This is a genomic window from Nitrospinota bacterium (assembly GCA_029881495.1).
Taxonomy (GTDB): domain Bacteria; phylum Nitrospinota_A; class UBA7883; order JACRGQ01; family JACRGQ01; genus JAOUMJ01.
Map to the genome: position 1 here is coordinate 20,098 of JAOUMJ010000005.1, position 13,782 is coordinate 33,879.

At 51.4% G+C, this 13,782-nt stretch carries 27 protein-coding genes; all 27 read left to right on the plus strand.

Translation table 11 applies throughout. The features are described from left to right. Positions 1 to 4 precede the first annotated feature (4 nt). Complete coding sequence (locus tag OEY64_03100) at positions 5 to 136, plus strand: hypothetical protein (protein ID MDH5541933.1); 132 nt, start codon at positions 5 to 7, stop codon at positions 134 to 136. A gap of 10 nt (positions 137 to 146) precedes the next feature. Continuing rightward, positions 147 to 668, plus strand: coding sequence for a hypothetical protein (locus OEY64_03105; GenBank protein ID MDH5541934.1), 522 nt, complete (start codon positions 147 to 149; stop codon positions 666 to 668). Beyond that, the gene (locus tag OEY64_03110) at positions 668 to 1,762 is read left to right on the plus strand and encodes a phage Gp37/Gp68 family protein (GenBank protein MDH5541935.1); all 1,095 of its coding nucleotides are present in this window, start codon (positions 668 to 670) and stop codon (positions 1,760 to 1,762) included. Before OEY64_03105 ends, OEY64_03110 begins: the two co-directional genes overlap by 1 nt. Beyond that, the gene (locus OEY64_03115) at positions 1,759 to 1,971 is read left to right on the plus strand and encodes a hypothetical protein (GenBank protein MDH5541936.1); all 213 of its coding nucleotides are present in this window, start codon (positions 1,759 to 1,761) and stop codon (positions 1,969 to 1,971) included. Before OEY64_03110 ends, OEY64_03115 begins: the two co-directional genes overlap by 4 nt. Further along, positions 1,972 to 2,100 (plus strand): hypothetical protein, encoded by a 129-nt coding sequence (locus tag OEY64_03120; GenBank protein MDH5541937.1) that lies wholly within the window; start codon positions 1,972 to 1,974, stop codon positions 2,098 to 2,100. After that, complete coding sequence (locus OEY64_03125) at positions 2,097 to 2,270, plus strand: hypothetical protein (protein MDH5541938.1); 174 nt, start codon at positions 2,097 to 2,099, stop codon at positions 2,268 to 2,270. The genes OEY64_03120 and OEY64_03125 overlap by 4 nt, the downstream gene beginning before the upstream one ends. Further along, the gene (locus OEY64_03130) at positions 2,267 to 3,511 is read left to right on the plus strand and encodes a DNA cytosine methyltransferase (GenBank protein MDH5541939.1); all 1,245 of its coding nucleotides are present in this window, start codon (positions 2,267 to 2,269) and stop codon (positions 3,509 to 3,511) included. The genes OEY64_03125 and OEY64_03130 overlap by 4 nt, the downstream gene beginning before the upstream one ends. Continuing rightward, positions 3,512 to 3,694 (plus strand): hypothetical protein, encoded by a 183-nt coding sequence (locus OEY64_03135; GenBank protein MDH5541940.1) that lies wholly within the window; start codon positions 3,512 to 3,514, stop codon positions 3,692 to 3,694. 48 nt (positions 3,695 to 3,742) lie between these two features. Continuing rightward, positions 3,743 to 4,108: a hypothetical protein gene (locus tag OEY64_03140; protein ID MDH5541941.1), complete on the plus strand. Its 366-nt coding sequence runs from the start codon at positions 3,743 to 3,745 to the stop codon at positions 4,106 to 4,108. After that, positions 4,101 to 4,826, plus strand: a complete 726-nt coding sequence (locus tag OEY64_03145) for a hypothetical protein (protein ID MDH5541942.1) — start codon at positions 4,101 to 4,103, stop codon at positions 4,824 to 4,826. The genes OEY64_03140 and OEY64_03145 overlap by 8 nt, the downstream gene beginning before the upstream one ends. Positions 4,827 to 4,877: 51 nt before the next feature. Continuing rightward, positions 4,878 to 5,087, plus strand: coding sequence for a hypothetical protein (locus tag OEY64_03150; protein ID MDH5541943.1), 210 nt, complete (start codon positions 4,878 to 4,880; stop codon positions 5,085 to 5,087). A gap of 55 nt (positions 5,088 to 5,142) precedes the next feature. Continuing rightward, positions 5,143 to 5,385 carry a hypothetical protein gene (locus OEY64_03155; protein MDH5541944.1) on the plus strand — a complete coding sequence of 81 codons (243 nt, stop codon included), beginning with the start codon at positions 5,143 to 5,145 and terminating at the stop codon, positions 5,383 to 5,385. Between the two features lie 28 nt (positions 5,386 to 5,413). After that, a complete protein-coding gene (locus OEY64_03160) occupies positions 5,414 to 6,238 on the plus strand; it encodes a YdaU family protein (protein MDH5541945.1) in 825 nt (274 codons plus the stop codon). Continuing rightward, positions 6,235 to 7,032 (plus strand): hypothetical protein, encoded by a 798-nt coding sequence (locus OEY64_03165; GenBank protein ID MDH5541946.1) that lies wholly within the window; start codon positions 6,235 to 6,237, stop codon positions 7,030 to 7,032. Before OEY64_03160 ends, OEY64_03165 begins: the two co-directional genes overlap by 4 nt. Further along, entirely contained in the window at positions 7,032 to 7,697 is a 666-nt protein-coding gene (locus OEY64_03170; protein ID MDH5541947.1) for a hypothetical protein, read from the plus strand. The genes OEY64_03165 and OEY64_03170 overlap by 1 nt, the downstream gene beginning before the upstream one ends. Positions 7,698 to 7,983: 286 nt before the next feature. Continuing rightward, the gene (locus OEY64_03175) at positions 7,984 to 8,550 is read left to right on the plus strand and encodes a hypothetical protein (GenBank protein ID MDH5541948.1); all 567 of its coding nucleotides are present in this window, start codon (positions 7,984 to 7,986) and stop codon (positions 8,548 to 8,550) included. Positions 8,551 to 8,736: 186 nt separating this feature from the next. Further along, complete coding sequence (locus tag OEY64_03180) at positions 8,737 to 9,033, plus strand: hypothetical protein (GenBank protein ID MDH5541949.1); 297 nt, start codon at positions 8,737 to 8,739, stop codon at positions 9,031 to 9,033. After that, the gene (locus OEY64_03185) at positions 9,026 to 9,247 is read left to right on the plus strand and encodes a hypothetical protein (GenBank protein ID MDH5541950.1); all 222 of its coding nucleotides are present in this window, start codon (positions 9,026 to 9,028) and stop codon (positions 9,245 to 9,247) included. The genes OEY64_03180 and OEY64_03185 overlap by 8 nt, the downstream gene beginning before the upstream one ends. Beyond that, positions 9,244 to 9,672, plus strand: coding sequence for a hypothetical protein (locus OEY64_03190; GenBank protein ID MDH5541951.1), 429 nt, complete (start codon positions 9,244 to 9,246; stop codon positions 9,670 to 9,672). Before OEY64_03185 ends, OEY64_03190 begins: the two co-directional genes overlap by 4 nt. Beyond that, the gene (locus OEY64_03195) at positions 9,656 to 9,868 is read left to right on the plus strand and encodes an excisionase family DNA-binding protein (protein MDH5541952.1); all 213 of its coding nucleotides are present in this window, start codon (positions 9,656 to 9,658) and stop codon (positions 9,866 to 9,868) included. The genes OEY64_03190 and OEY64_03195 overlap by 17 nt, the downstream gene beginning before the upstream one ends. Positions 9,869 to 10,033: 165 nt before the next feature. Next, positions 10,034 to 10,279, plus strand: a complete 246-nt coding sequence (locus OEY64_03200) for a hypothetical protein (protein MDH5541953.1) — start codon at positions 10,034 to 10,036, stop codon at positions 10,277 to 10,279. Beyond that, on the plus strand, positions 10,279 to 11,127 hold the full coding sequence (locus OEY64_03205; protein ID MDH5541954.1) for a DHHA1 domain-containing protein: 849 nt from the start codon (positions 10,279 to 10,281) through the stop codon (positions 11,125 to 11,127). Before OEY64_03200 ends, OEY64_03205 begins: the two co-directional genes overlap by 1 nt. Before the next feature lie 10 nt (positions 11,128 to 11,137). After that, entirely contained in the window at positions 11,138 to 11,680 is a 543-nt protein-coding gene (locus OEY64_03210) for an N-acetylmuramoyl-L-alanine amidase (protein ID MDH5541955.1), read from the plus strand. Positions 11,681 to 11,719: 39 nt separating this feature from the next. Further along, complete coding sequence (locus OEY64_03215; protein ID MDH5541956.1) at positions 11,720 to 12,043, plus strand: hypothetical protein; 324 nt, start codon at positions 11,720 to 11,722, stop codon at positions 12,041 to 12,043. Then, positions 12,043 to 12,564 carry a transglycosylase SLT domain-containing protein gene (locus OEY64_03220; GenBank protein ID MDH5541957.1) on the plus strand — a complete coding sequence of 174 codons (522 nt, stop codon included), beginning with the start codon at positions 12,043 to 12,045 and terminating at the stop codon, positions 12,562 to 12,564. Before OEY64_03215 ends, OEY64_03220 begins: the two co-directional genes overlap by 1 nt. A 3-nt stretch (positions 12,565 to 12,567) precedes the next feature. Next, positions 12,568 to 13,116: a hypothetical protein gene (locus OEY64_03225; GenBank protein ID MDH5541958.1), complete on the plus strand. Its 549-nt coding sequence runs from the start codon at positions 12,568 to 12,570 to the stop codon at positions 13,114 to 13,116. Between the two features lie 5 nt (positions 13,117 to 13,121). Further along, the gene (locus OEY64_03230; GenBank protein ID MDH5541959.1) at positions 13,122 to 13,739 is read left to right on the plus strand and encodes a hypothetical protein; all 618 of its coding nucleotides are present in this window, start codon (positions 13,122 to 13,124) and stop codon (positions 13,737 to 13,739) included. The last annotated feature ends 43 nt before the right edge of the window (positions 13,740 to 13,782 follow it).

Sequence of the window (13,782 nt, forward strand, 5' to 3'; positions counted from 1 at the left end):
TGAAATGACGATTGAAATGAATCGTGTGACGGTTGCGGAGCTGGAACGGATGCTCACGCACGGTTACTGGTACCCGGATGTCGGGATGTTCAGTTTGTCGAGCAGGTATCTGATTATCTTCAGCGGGGTGAATTGATGGGGGACGTGTGAAGCTCGGAACCAAGACGCTATTATTCGGTGTCCACCAGGTGGTCATTCATCCGCTGTTGGTGACTATCGCCTGGTGCAAGCTGTATAAATCGTTTCCTTCGTTCAAGGAGCTTGTCTGCATCATCATTCACGACTGGGGATACTGGGGTAAAGCGTCTCTCAAGTGCGAGGACGGCGATCGACATCCTGAACTGGGAGCAAAAATCGCCGGGAAGCTGTTCGGGCCGGAGTGGTCGGATTTCATTCTGGGTCATTCATCTTTTTATATTGTTCGACACCATATCAAAAGGTCGAAGTTGCTGGCACCTGATAAATACTGGCACTGTTTCACGCCGTTTTGGTTTTATCGGTGGCTGTCTGTACCTACCGGGGAGATGAAACATTATCGAGAGCTTGGACATGCCCGTCAGGTAGCGAGATTCGAAGCGAGTGATGAAGAATGGTACGAGGAATTGAAGAGAGCGTCACAGCAGAAGGTAGACAACTGCTATCAGATAGATAAAGAAAGGCTGGCGTAATGGGAAACACAAAAATTGAATGGACGGATGCTACATGGAACCCGGTGACGGGGTGTACGAAGATCTCGGAGGGTTGCAAGAACTGTTATGCGGAGCGGATGGCGACGACCCGGTTATCGAAAATGCCGTCGAGCGGATACAGCCCGGAGGATCCGTTTGCCGTGACGTTGCATTCTGAAAGGTTGAATGAGCCGTTGAAGTGGATGAAACCAAAGATGGTTTTCGTCTGCTCAATGGGGGATATCTTTCATGAAGATGTGCCGTTTGAGTTTATAGCCAGAATCTTTTCAGTAATGGCCTTGAATGAACGGCATATATTTCAGATTTTGACAAAACGACCAGAGCGTATGGCCGAGTTTTTGAAATGGGTAGAAGCTTGTTACGCCAGAATGTTTGAAAATGATGAAGGCTTGCGAGTTTTGCCGAACGTCTGGCTTGGTGTGACCGCTGAGAATCAGGAGCAGGCGGATAAAAGGATCCCGATTCTATTGGATATCCCAGCGGCAAAAAGGTTCGTGAGTATAGAGCCGATGCTGGGGGAGATAGACATAAAGCCGTATATCGGGTTGCGTTCATTGAAATGTAAGTGTGGATACCACTCTGACGAAATGGATCTTGTTCCGCGCGGTCTCTCTAGGGGTAAGGAAAATTTAATCTGCCTTGAGTGTGGATATAGAGCAGAAGAAGGTCCGGTTCTCGACTGGGTGATATGCGGCGGGGAGACGGGGCAAAATGCCAGGCCGATGAATCCTGAATGGGCTCGTTCCGTTCGTGACCAGTGCAAGGAAGCCGGGGTTCCTTTTTTCTTTAAGCAGTGGGGGGAGTGGGGGCTAAATGAATGGACAAACGGGATGTTTCCCGCTCTTGAAGAGTATCGCGGAACGATGCGAGCATTCACCATTGTTGACCATTCGAACCGGACGGAAATAGGAAAAACAACGTATAACGTATTTCCCCTTGTTGGCAATAGCTATGAAACATTAACCCGGGTCGGCAAGAAGAAGGCCGGTTGTCTGCTTGATGGAGTTGAGCATAAGGAGTTTCCACTGGATCCCCGCCTTCGCGAGGATGACAAAGAGGGGGCGGGGAGATGACATCTCTTGAGCGGTTTTTGCTTTACGGAATGGTGTATTTGTGGGTGCTTCGAGGCATGTTCGGTTTTGTTGAAAGTGACATGTTCATAGGCTTTGTGAAGGGCTACAGCGGTAAGACGCCGGTAGAACATGCCCAGCAATTCGGCGAGAAACACCGTCCTTGGTTTAAGCGTGTGTTTTTGTCAAACGACAAAGGGGAGGGGAGATAGGTGCACAGCTGTCCTGAATGCGGTCAGGCGTGTCGCTGCGCCGGTTTTAAGTCCGACCTCGGACCGGAATACGATGAGGAGTGCACCCACTGTCTTGATAGCGATGATGACGGGGAGATGGAAGGATGAGTGAGCAGGAGAAATTCTACGCGTTCCTGAATGAGATGTTGGAGGCGTTCAGGGTTGTCGGTGGTGTGTTCGCCGGTTTGTTTTTGGTTTTCGTGGCGCTGATCGTGTACTGGGGGAACGAAAGAAAAATTAAAGTGCTCATTTCAAAAATAAGGATGAGGATTAAGTGAATGGTAATAGTGCCGAGATCACTTGTATCGAGCTTTGCGCTGGATACTCTGGAATTTCCCTCGGACTTGAACGAGTTATCCCGGGTCTGCGCGTCGTCGCTTACAGCGAGATCGAAGGTTTCGCCTGCGTCAATCTGGGAGAAAAGATGGAACGCGGGTGGCTGGATCCGGCTCCTGTCTTCACGGATCTTAAAGAGTTCCCGGGCGAAGAGTTTCGTGACAAGGTACACCTCATCACTGGCGGATATCCGTGCCAGCCGTTCTCCGCTGCCGGAAAGCGGAAAGGGGAGGACGATCCGCGACATTTATGGCCTCACATTGCACGACTCATCAAGACAGTTCGGCCTGTTTGGGTGTTCCTTGAAAACGTCGAGGGACACGTTACGCTTGGACTCTCCACAGTTGTCAGCGACCTGGGAGAGTTGGGTTATCGAACAACGTGGGGACTATTCAGCGCGTCTGAAGTCGGCGCACCTCACGGACGGAAACGGGTCTTCATTCTTGGGGAACTGGCCGACGATATGCGCCGCTCAGAATCGGAACAGTCGAGGGGCAATAATTCTCAAGGGGACAGCGCACCAAGATCACGGTTCGGCGCTGGGATTGGAGCAGGTGGTAGAGCTTGCCGAAGGGATATTGCCAAAGGAAATGACATCCCCGGAGGAGATACCAGCAGGGCGGAAGAATCTGTGGACGACGGCGGTGAAGCGAGAGATGTGGGCGACACCAAACACACTGGATCATTTACCGGAGAGAAGCCCGGAGGCGTTGCGGCGGCAATTCAATACAACAAGGATTGGGCGGACATCTCCGGCAAATCTTCGGGAACAGATGAACCCTGCAAATTATCCGAGGCAGATGTACCCGACACCTACGGAGCAGGATGCGAAGAACAATGCCGGCCCTTCTCAATTCGAAAGGAACTCGCTCCCGCTGAATGCGTTTGTGACCGTTGGCCAGCAGGACCGGGAGAAGAGCAGTACGGATGGGAGCCGCCGCGAACCACCAAACCATTCGTCCGTATCGCAAACCGACATGGAGGCTTTATCGACGAAGCAAGAGAAGCGGAACAACAGGAAGCTGAATCCTCGATGGGTGGAGACGCTGATGGGTTTGCCGATTGGATGGTGCAGGCCGACAGCCGACAGGATGAACTGCGGATGCTCGGAAACGGGGTCGTACCGGCAACGGCAGCGAGAGCGTGGACAGTTTTGTACGGTCGGATGAGGGAGGGGAGATAGATGGGATTGCCGGGGACATGCCCGCTGTGTGAAAAAGTATTCATGATGGAGCATCCGAAGGAGGTTTGCGACAAGTGCAAAGGGTTCAAGCCGCATCCGCCTGTTATTGCCGAACGGGGGGAGCATGTTTCATCCGTCGTGAAGAGGCGGAATAAATCGCCGGAGAAGCTATACGGGACTTAATGTTGGAGGCGTTCAGGGCGATGAATGTTTTTAAAAAAAGGAGGATCTATGGCAAATGAACAGGAAATAACGTTGGAGAATGTTGGCGGGGGGGTAGCGGCGGAGCTGTTCGCTATCGAACTGGAAAAGGTAGTGGCCAACATCGCTGACCCGAACATCGAGGCGGAAGGGGTGAGGGAGATTACCCTGAAAGTCCGCTTCAAGCCGGACAAACAGCGGAAGACATCGCCGGTGGATATATCCGTATCGTCGAAACTCGCAGGGAGACGGGCGCATTCAGCGATGGCGTATTTCGGGAAGGACCAGACAGGGCGGCCTGTGGTTATAGGCTACAACCCAAATCAGACGACGTTCAACTTCATGCCGGAAGGCGTATCAGCAATAAACGAAAAGAAGGAGGCGAAACATGCTTGAAGAAGCGATGACCTATTTTAGAAATCTGGTGCAGGAGGTAACGCCGGTCGAGGAGGTGGACGGGCGAAAATACAACAACAGCGGCGGATCGCTGAAACCAATCCTTGAACCTTTTCCCGGGGTGATGGGGTTTTCTACGTTGTCCGGTCTGGTAGCCTGGGCGAAAGAGCAGGTGATCGAGATTGAAAAAGAGGGGAAGAGGGAGAAAACCCCGCCTTATTTTGTAGTTGATAGTTTCTGGCGGGTCTCTTTTTATGGGCCGGTTTGCGGGGCGTTCAAGCAACGTCCATTGATAGCCGGAGCCGACCACGTCCACAAACCGTTCCCCTTTGGGCGGGAGCACGATACGGAGGAATTTATAATCGCCCTTCAGGCGAAGTTCATCATGGACGACAACTTGAGAACCTTGCTGAGCCTTGCCAGCCGTGTTGAGGACAAAACAATCATCGGTGCCGAGGATAATGGCATTTCGCAGACGGTCACCGCCAAGAAGAGCGTCGCGACAAGGGAGAATGTGACCCTGCCGAATCCGCTGATGCTGAAACCGTTCTCGACGTTCCCGGAGATAGATCCGCCAGCGAAACCGTATGTCATGCGAGTTAAGGCCGGCCTGAAGTGGGTGCTTTACGAGACGGACGATACCGCATGGGGAGTCGAGGCGACCAAGCGGACGGCGGCATGGATAACGGCGAACTCGGAATTCAAGGTTTACTCGTAAAAATGTTAAGCCAGGGGGGGCATGTTGCCCCCTCGAAAAAAGGAGAGAAATATGGAAGTCGTAGAAAACCGGAAGAGGCCGACAGAAAAAGCCAAGTTCAGTATGCGAGATAACAGAGGGGTCGCCGTGATCGATTGTATCGAATGCGAAAGAGGGCGGCACGGGACAGAGGAGAAGTGTTCCAGTGGTCACCACCTTAAAAAAGGGCGGCAAGGGTGTTGCTGTTCAGGAACCTTGCTAAGCACCTTAACACTGGATTGAAAGGGAAAAGCTACTGGATCCCCGTCTGCACGGGGATGACAGGAAGGGAGGATTAATGGCTAGAAAGTATTTTTGTGACGTGTGCGATACCGAATACGAGGAAGGTTCTCATCTTGTAATAAACACAGGGGGGGATCGCAAGGATATCAGGTTTTCTGATATATGCAGGGAATGCAGGGATACGATTATGGATGCCGTCGCGACGATCGTCAAAAACAAAATTCGGTCCAGCCACGGGATACCTGAGAAGGTAGATATCGAATCGCTTGAAAAGGATATCGAGATCGTATCCTCATAGACAATGAGCAACAGGGAGAGATGAGAGATTGAAAAAGGAAGGACAGGCACCGGCGTTTCAGTTTTATCCGGGTGATTTTTTATCAAATCCGCAGATAACGCTGATGACACCGGAAGAGCGCGGGGGATATATAAACCTGATCTGCTACGCATGGCAGGACGGGGAGTGTTCGTTGCCGAACGACGAGACGCTATTGGCGCGACTGTCCGGTCTGGGTGAAGGGTGGTTGAAGGGGTGTTCAACCGCGATTATGAAAATGTTTGAAGTGGACCCGAACGACAAGACGAAAATCTTTTCAACTTGGCTTCGCGACGAGCGCGAAAAGCAGAGACGACACAGGGAGGCGAGCATACGCGGGGGGAAAAACTCCGTTAAATCAAGGGGATTGGCTCTCAAGGGTACTTCAACCGGGCAGGTTGAAGGGGCGTTGAACCCTTCTTCTTCATCTTCTTCTTCATCTTCAGACTTCAGTCATAAAAAGAAAAATATAAAAAAGGAAAAAAGCATTAACCCGGATTTTGAGAAGTTTTACGAGCTGTATCCGCGCAAGGAGGCAAAAGCCCGGGCGCTAAAAGCATTCGAGCAGTTAAAGCCGGATGAAAAGTTGCTCGGCGTGATACTCACACGTCTGGAACTCCAAGTGAACCGCTGGAGAGCCACCGGTACCGCGTCGGAATTTATCCCCTTGCCTGCAACGTGGCTGAACGGCGAGCGGTGGGAGGACGAGGTTACGAATAAATCCAATTCTGGCGGGAAGAAGCCCGGCGTAAACGGAACAAACGGGGCGGGGCATCGCCAGGTGAGGCCGGAACCTGCCAAAGAGCGAGATAAGGCCGGAGCGTACGATTTATGAAACATGTGGCAGATTACGTAAACCCGTTCCTCAAACGGTTCGAGGAGGTGCAGGCGCGCCACGAGGCGGAGCTGGCGAAGTGCAACCTTTCATGCAGGGTTACCGTGCCGAGCGAGACCCTCAAGAGCGAAGAGCCTGAGATTTTGAAAACCGCGATCGAGGATATCAGGTTCTCGCACAAGGGAAGCTGTGCCGGAGTCGAGGCCGCTGTCGCTGAGATAGAGAAACGGCTTCGCTATCTGAAAAATACCCGGATGGCGGCGTATCTGAAGGCGCAGGGGTTCTCGGAGCGGGACATCAGAGCTGTCCTTTTCTCGCCGCTGAATACACTCTATCCCGCCTGGCAGGCTGTTGATAAATACATGCGGGGGGGGTACGAGGGGCGGAGTTACGGGACGGGTGATTGTCTGATACTCGCCGGACCGCCCGACGCGGGGAAGACATTCGCGGCAGTGTGGGGGGCGGCGCAGATCCGCAAGGGGCAGAGGTATATTTTCTGTTCCGATATCTCGCCCAAACTGCGACACGAGCAGGGGTTTCTGGAATGGATGAGCAAAGCGCCGTTTCTGGTGCTCGACGATTACAACGGAGCGGGGAGCGATCCGCATTTCAACGAGGCGCTGAAAACGGTCTTTCATCATCGCCATGCCGGCAAGTTGGCGACGATAGTGACGACGAACAAGAACATGGAGGATTTCAAGGCGAGCCTGCCGGAGGTGATATTGTCGCGCCTGTCGAAACGCCGGGGTGGCTGGGGCGTATTTGTAGAGGTTGCAGGAAAGGGGGGGGAGTGATGGTAATTGAAGACATGAAATATATTGAATGCCCTGCTTGTGATGGCAAAGGCAGTACCGGTCATATGTTTGCTTGTGGGCAAAGTTCAGAATGGGAAAATGTCGATCTTGGATGCAATCTTGTTTGGCATTTTTGCCCAATGTGCAAGGGGAGGAAGAAACTGCCTTCCGGTCGGGATGGGTGGAAGATAGCAGGTGCTAACATGAGAGAAATTCGAGAAAGCATAAAATACTTTGTCGGTTCTGAGAATGGGCGTTGGTGTTTATCCGGTGATGGCGGCGATGGTTATGAACGGCGAAATCTGACAGTAGGTGAAACGGCCGAATATCATGATATACCGGCCAAGGAATTGCACAAGATGGAGCTTGGGGGAATGGATCTCTCAAAAATTGCGAAATTATATATGCCAATGTACCTCTGGGCCGTAGACAAATGCTCCGTCGAGGGATGCGAATTACCCGGAGACCGTCTCTGTGATTATCCGGTATCAGATGATAAGAGCTGTGATTTTATTGTTTGCGAAGATCATTCGATTGAAATCGGGGTGGATATCCACCTATGCCATGTTCATGTTGAGTTCTACAAAAAAGCAAATGATGCTTCCGGTATGCAAACGACAAGTAAGCTGCTGGGGCATGAGATATCCAGAAAGAGGGGGGAGTGATGAAGTACCGGTATATGATTTCGTTTCAGTGCCCCCGGGTAGACGGCTCCGACATAGTTTACCGATGCGCCGAGTTGACCGCTGAAAACCCTATTCTCAGGGTGGCAGATTTCCGAGAAGGGTTATCTCAACTACATCCAGAACTTGATATCCCCCATTTTGTGCCGACGTATTTTGCTTTGCTGGAAAAAATCCCTAGTCGAGCCGAGAAGGTGGGCTATTACGTCTATTATTGCATCGTGGTTATGTTGTTTCTGTGGTTGGTAATTCATTTGGGGGGGGAGTGATGAGTAAAATATATAAAGTAAGCGAATGCAATAGGTGTCCTGATTTTGTCCGTTGTCGGCATCTTAGGTGTCAGACAGGATTTAAAGTTGGCAGGATTCATCCTGATTGCCCCCTTCCCGATGATACCAGCGAGAGCGAAACTAATAGTAGCAGTGAAGAAATTGTATCACTAAGAATGCAACTATCAAAGATGCGAATAGCGAACAAGGAAGAGACCGACCAACTGAAAGCACAGGTGGCAGTGTTGCATGATATAGCCTCTAGCCTGCTGGAAAAGGTAGAAGAAAATGAGATAAATAGCGACTATCTGATATATAACCGCAAAATTAACGAATTGCCTAAAACTGCTATCGAATACATGGAAGAGTATCGGCGGCTAAAAGACGAGATAACAACTATGGCAGATCGCAATCGTGCTTTGATTAGTGTAGTGGATAAGATGGAAGAGGTGTTAAAAAATGTTCTTAGGCGTGTAGAACCTCACTCAATAATTAAGGGCGACGATTCTTATTCTTTGTCAATGGGCATTGCCCAGACAATAACGGAGGCATTGAAAGATGTATAGGTCAAACCGTCACGAGTCCAGCGTCTGCTTAGCGTGTAAGCATGAAGATTTTAATGAGAATTTTAATCACGGTATCGCCGATACGGGAGACTATAGTGTGAGCTGTCCCAAGTGTGACGCCGGTGAAACAATGATATCAGATATTGATTATTTGAGTTTCGGCCCGTTTGAGGTGGGGAGAAAGATATGAAAGGTAAGGCACCGGGGGGCGGGGCGTTCGAGGTGTTTTTATATACTGGTATGGTAGGTGCGTTGCTAGGCTCGGGGGAATTTCTAATGGCTATGATGATGTTCATGGTCTATCTCTATTTTCTCGCAAATATGATCGTTCAATCACTTAAACAGGCACTGGCTCCCCGCGTTCGCGAGGATGACAAGAAGGGTGAGGCATTGAACGCGCCTGATGGCGCACCACAGACTGAAGTCTATGCTACCAAAACGGGAAGCGGGGATGACAGGGCGGAAGGGATGCAGGATGGATAAAATAAAAATCGAAACTGATGGGCAGAGGACGAACATAACATACGGTGGAAAACCCGTGAAGCATATTACCAAAGCGGTGATTGAAATGACTCCCAGAACCAAGACGCTCACATTGACGGTTGACGACCTTTTTGACCTGGATGCAGAGTTCCCGCCGGAGTTTTGCCGGATAGTGAAAGAGAAGACAGTTGAAATAAAGGGGGAAGGGGGATGAGATGTGAGAACTGCGACGAGTACGACATAGAGCCTTTGGCATGTGATCCGACGGATCCATACTGTCACGGCGTGGATGACTATCTGAAGAGAGAAGAAGCCGGAGAGGTTATTCCTGCGAGCGGCTGTCCGAAAAAAGCTGTGGAGGTAAAAGTAAAAACGACTCCACCGCCGGAAGGGCGGTATTGCATCCGTGACACGATAGACCGGAGGGAGATATGCGAGAGGTATCTGTACAGCACCCATAGAGATGAAATATTTTGCGGCAAACCGCGTGACGGGAAGTATTTGGCGATTGAGCATGAAAAAACATTCGGTCGCCGTCCGCTCAAAATCAGGGAGTGTTTAGAGGAGACGACAAAGCAACTGGATCCCCGCGTTCGCGAGGATGACAAAGAGGGGGATAACGATGAACGGGGAGAATGAGCAGGTGCAGGGGGGGGCGGCGGAAGGGCGGAGATTTATCGGCGTGACCGCCGTGGCAAAGCGCTGGGATGTCTCCGAAAGCACTGTTCGCCGTCGCCTGGAAGAAGGGTATCTTCGCGCGCTCAAGGTGGGGCGGCTCTATAAAATACTGCTGTCATCGGTTCACGAATACGAAAAGAACAACATGAACTGCTAGTTTGCCCCTCCTCTGTTCCTTCTTTAGCATCTATAGCCCCGCAAGCGTCACAACGACCGCTAATTAATTCAAATTCGTCATATCCTATAGCCAATTATAGCAACAGACATTAACCAGAGACCGGGAACTGCAAAATGAAATGATCAAACAACAGGGGTTACGAGGTTGGATGCGGAACAAGTCGATGCGATAGCCGAAGCACTATATAAAAAGTTCGAAGAGCGCGGCGCTTCTCGCGCCTACGTCAGCGCTTCTACAGGAATCCCCAACTGCTTTTTCTACACTCCTAAAGACAACATCCTCATCGGTGTGAAACGAATCCTCTGGTACATGGTCATTGCCGCCGCCGCCGGAGTGGTACTGCTCCTCAAATCGCCACGCGAGGTCTGGCACATCCTGACGGGGAACTGATGATAATCATCCATCACGACGACTATGACGGGCGATGCTCTGCCGCGCTGGTGAAGCTGAAACATCCAGGAGCGAGGCTTCACGCCATCGACTACAAGGACAACTTCCCGATACAGTCCATAGCCGACAAGGAAGAGGTATGGCTCCTTGATTATTGTCCGCAAGGGGCGCTGGAGCTCGATTTCCTCCTAGCCAAAACATACAACGTGACATGGATAGACCATCACAACACCGCTCACCTGAAAAAACTTCCAGGCTTTCATGTGCTTCAGCGTCGTGCCGTGTCGCGCGACACCAGCAAGAGCGCCGCCCTGCTCACATGGGAGCATCTATACCCCGATGCGGAAGCTCCGCAATTCGTGCAGTTGATAAACGATTTTGACCTTTTCAAATTCGCCTACGGGGAGGCAACGACGCATTTTATTGCCGGTATCTCTGCCGAAGATACCGCCGCCGATTCGCCGCTGTGGGGGAAGCTGATGAATGACGATTACCTGTTCAAGAAGATCATTCACAACGGGAAGATCATAAACCGCGCCTCCGTGATGGCGGGGAGTGAGTATCTCGGCAGGTGGGGGTATGAGACGGTATTTGAAAACCACATTTCGATAGCCTGCAACATGGGGCGGCCCGTGAATGATCTGTTCGCGGGGGTACGCAACAAGTATCCGGTGATGATCGCGTACGCTTATGACGGGGAGAAATACTCAGTCTCTCTCTACACGACCGATCCTGATATAGACGTTTCCGAGATAGCGGCGAAGTATGGCGGCGGGGGACATCGAGGGGCGGCAGGGTTCATCTGTGCCGAGTTGCCGTTTAAAAAATTCCAAATTCAATACAACTAGGGGAGAAGCGATGAAGATATGTATTGATCCAGGTCACGGCGGTTCTGCTTTAGGGGCAGTTGGTCCCGGGGGAACATTCGAGAAGGACATCAATCTATCGGTTGCTCTCTACCTCTCTATGGGTCTACGCGCATTCGGGCACACTGTGGAGCTCACTCGGTCGGACGATTCCACCGTCTCTCTACAGGAGCGTTGCGCGATTGCCAATGACTTTTCGGCTGACCTCTTTCTATCCATCCACTGCAACGCGAATGAAGATAGAACCGTCACGGGTATCGAGTGTTATACCACCAAAGGGGAGACCGAATCGGATCGCTGGGCGGAATTGATTAAAGCCTCGCTTATGGAGCACTTCCCGGGTCACAAGGATTTTGCGGGTAAGGGTTTGTCGGAAGAGAATTTCTACGTTCTCAAGCATACGCGTATGCCAGCCGTTCTGGTAGAGCTCGAATTCATTTCAAATCCTGAAATGGAGCAGGTCTTGAAAGAGAAGGACTCCGTCTTCGCCTCGGCGATAATCGCCGCGATGCCGCTAAACAGGGGTGAAGAGTGAAACATAACTTCAAATCAAAGGAGAAAGGGAGGTAACGACATGGATATAGCAGTGATTGTTTCTATTTTAAAGCCGATTATAGCATCTGCGCTTTCAGGTATGGGAGCGGGGTTCATAATCAGCATGAAAAAACTTGTGAAGGAGGACAGGCCGGAAAGGTTCAACCTGGCGAAGCTCTTCTCTACCGGTGCGGTCGGTATGCTCCTCGGCGTTCTCGCCTATGCGCAGGGGTACGACCTGACAATGGCAAACTACGACAGCTATCTCGCGGCAAACGCTCTTGCGGTAATGATGGCGCAATCGGTCTGGGAATTCGGCGTACGCATTTACGACCGATGGAAATCAGGTAAGGCGATACTCTGATGAAACGGCTCATCCTCGCGGTGCTGGTGTCGGTCACGCTGGAGGTGTTCAACGTCTCCATATACCTGATAAAGAAACTGAAGCATTTCCTTCTGCTCGTTATCGTGCTCTCCATAACATCCCCTTCGTCTGCATCCGCGTTCTGCTTCAAGAAGGCGGGGGAGATGTACGACATCGACCCGGCGTTCCTGAAAGCTATCGCCGTTACAGAATCGTCGCTCGATCCGAATGCCGTGAGGTGCGACGAGGACGGATTCAACTGCGACCGGTCTCTCATGCAGATAAACGACCAGTGGGCAGATCTCGCTCCGGATGAATATGAACAGGCGATGTCATCCCCGTGCGATAACGTCCTCTTCGGCACGAAGATATTGAGCGAGTGCCTTGAGAAGTATGGGCGCACCCCGCGCGGGACCGGGTGCTACAACGTCGGATATATCACAACCAAGGGGAAAGAGCGCGCGGCAATGAGATACGCGCTTCGGGTCTATAGGAATTACGGCATTCTACAAGGAGGCTGAATCATGGATCATTACGTCGGAAAGAAATTGGGAGAAGAGATAAGGCAGATCATATTGGCATTCTTTTTCGTGCTCGCCATGATGCTCGGACATTGCGGAAGCCCTGCGTTTGCGGAGGGGTCTGCCGCGCCCGTGCAGGAGTATGTCGAGGTCGAGGGGGTGGAAGGGCCGGAGCTTGAGAAGGCATGGGTCGTCGCGCCGTACCTGGTCGTCACATCACCTAAAAATTATCCAGACCTGAACGATCACCGAACGGGGAAGTTTCGAGGGAAGGAGCTGTTTCACCTCTTCACGAACCCGAAGAAGGGGCTGAAGGCGTATCTGGTGATAGATGAAGACGTGAACATGGAACTCTCGGACGGTCTGCCGAACGAGATAAAGGAGACCGTATGGCACCTCGTGAGACTTACGAACCGGCTACTTAACGAGGTGGGGAGCAGGACGGCATTGCGCGATGAAATTCAGATAGAGCGTCGCCAGCTCGTCCTCGATAAGCATATGGAGCACAACTGCCCGATGCAACACGCCCCCTCCGGCGATGGGAGCATCTGAAGAGCATGGCAGGAACCTTTGTCAAAGTAGACGATGCGGCTGTAAGGAAGATGCTGAAGTCTTTCCCAAAGACTGCCAAGACATCGGCACGCCTGGCGATCAATACAACGCTCCGCCACGCAAAGACGAAGATAACCAAATCAGACGGAGTCATAAGGCAAAAGCGGAAGATCAAAACAAAGAAGCTGAAAGATAACATATTGATCCTCACCGCTACCGGAGCGAAGTTGTTAGGCAAATTGTTCTCAAGGAGAAGTCCCGTCTCGCTCATTTATTACGGGGCTCGGCAAACAAGGACAGGTGTATCAATCAACGTAACAGGAACCCGCAAGGTTATTAAGCATGCCTTCATCACTACGATAGGCGGGAATAAAGGAGTGTATACGCGAAAGGCCGACGAACACGGGAAGAGAGTGGGGCGGATGCCGATCTGGAAGCTATACAGCACAGCTGTAGATGAGGCGTTTGATACGGATGCCGTGAGGCGGGGCTTTGAGATAGCGGCTCGTAAGTTTGCCCCGGAGTTTTTTCGTCAGATGAAATGGCGCTTGCAAAAGGATGGTTGGATATTGAGAGGAACCTCGAACGTTGTAGATACCGTCTCCTCCTCATTCAACAAGTAGTCAAGGTGAGGATATACAGTGATAATAATAGCACTCAAGGTAC

What these genes read in the sequence shown, in the direction of transcription:
- OEY64_03100 (MDH5541933.1), top strand. Translation starts at nt 5, where the DNA reads ATGACGATTGAAATGAATCGTGTGACGGTTGCGGAGCTGGAACGGATG.
- OEY64_03110 (MDH5541935.1), top strand. Translation starts at nt 668, where the DNA reads ATGGGAAACACAAAAATTGAATGGACGGATGCTACATGGAACCCGGTG.
- OEY64_03190 (MDH5541951.1), top strand. Translation starts at nt 9,244, where the DNA reads ATGAGATGTGAGAACTGCGACGAGTACGACATAGAGCCTTTGGCATGT.
- OEY64_03170 (MDH5541947.1), top strand. Translation starts at nt 7,032, where the DNA reads ATGGTAATTGAAGACATGAAATATATTGAATGCCCTGCTTGTGATGGC.
- OEY64_03175 (MDH5541948.1), top strand. Translation starts at nt 7,984, where the DNA reads ATGAGTAAAATATATAAAGTAAGCGAATGCAATAGGTGTCCTGATTTT.
- OEY64_03210 (MDH5541955.1), top strand. Translation starts at nt 11,138, where the DNA reads ATGAAGATATGTATTGATCCAGGTCACGGCGGTTCTGCTTTAGGGGCA.
- OEY64_03220 (MDH5541957.1), top strand. Translation starts at nt 12,043, where the DNA reads ATGAAACGGCTCATCCTCGCGGTGCTGGTGTCGGTCACGCTGGAGGTG.
- OEY64_03125 (MDH5541938.1), top strand. Translation starts at nt 2,097, where the DNA reads ATGAGTGAGCAGGAGAAATTCTACGCGTTCCTGAATGAGATGTTGGAG.
- OEY64_03145 (MDH5541942.1), top strand. Translation starts at nt 4,101, where the DNA reads ATGCTTGAAGAAGCGATGACCTATTTTAGAAATCTGGTGCAGGAGGTA.
- OEY64_03205 (MDH5541954.1), top strand. Translation starts at nt 10,279, where the DNA reads ATGATAATCATCCATCACGACGACTATGACGGGCGATGCTCTGCCGCG.
- OEY64_03195 (MDH5541952.1), top strand. Translation starts at nt 9,656, where the DNA reads ATGAACGGGGAGAATGAGCAGGTGCAGGGGGGGGCGGCGGAAGGGCGG.
- OEY64_03215 (MDH5541956.1), top strand. Translation starts at nt 11,720, where the DNA reads ATGGATATAGCAGTGATTGTTTCTATTTTAAAGCCGATTATAGCATCT.
- OEY64_03225 (MDH5541958.1), top strand. Translation starts at nt 12,568, where the DNA reads ATGGATCATTACGTCGGAAAGAAATTGGGAGAAGAGATAAGGCAGATC.
- OEY64_03165 (MDH5541946.1), top strand. Translation starts at nt 6,235, where the DNA reads ATGAAACATGTGGCAGATTACGTAAACCCGTTCCTCAAACGGTTCGAG.
- OEY64_03140 (MDH5541941.1), top strand. Translation starts at nt 3,743, where the DNA reads ATGGCAAATGAACAGGAAATAACGTTGGAGAATGTTGGCGGGGGGGTA.
- OEY64_03230 (MDH5541959.1), top strand. Translation starts at nt 13,122, where the DNA reads ATGGCAGGAACCTTTGTCAAAGTAGACGATGCGGCTGTAAGGAAGATG.
- OEY64_03180 (MDH5541949.1), top strand. Translation starts at nt 8,737, where the DNA reads ATGAAAGGTAAGGCACCGGGGGGCGGGGCGTTCGAGGTGTTTTTATAT.
- OEY64_03135 (MDH5541940.1), top strand. Translation starts at nt 3,512, where the DNA reads ATGGGATTGCCGGGGACATGCCCGCTGTGTGAAAAAGTATTCATGATG.
- OEY64_03115 (MDH5541936.1), top strand. Translation starts at nt 1,759, where the DNA reads ATGACATCTCTTGAGCGGTTTTTGCTTTACGGAATGGTGTATTTGTGG.
- OEY64_03150 (MDH5541943.1), top strand. Translation starts at nt 4,878, where the DNA reads ATGGAAGTCGTAGAAAACCGGAAGAGGCCGACAGAAAAAGCCAAGTTC.
- OEY64_03185 (MDH5541950.1), top strand. Translation starts at nt 9,026, where the DNA reads ATGGATAAAATAAAAATCGAAACTGATGGGCAGAGGACGAACATAACA.
- OEY64_03155 (MDH5541944.1), top strand. Translation starts at nt 5,143, where the DNA reads ATGGCTAGAAAGTATTTTTGTGACGTGTGCGATACCGAATACGAGGAA.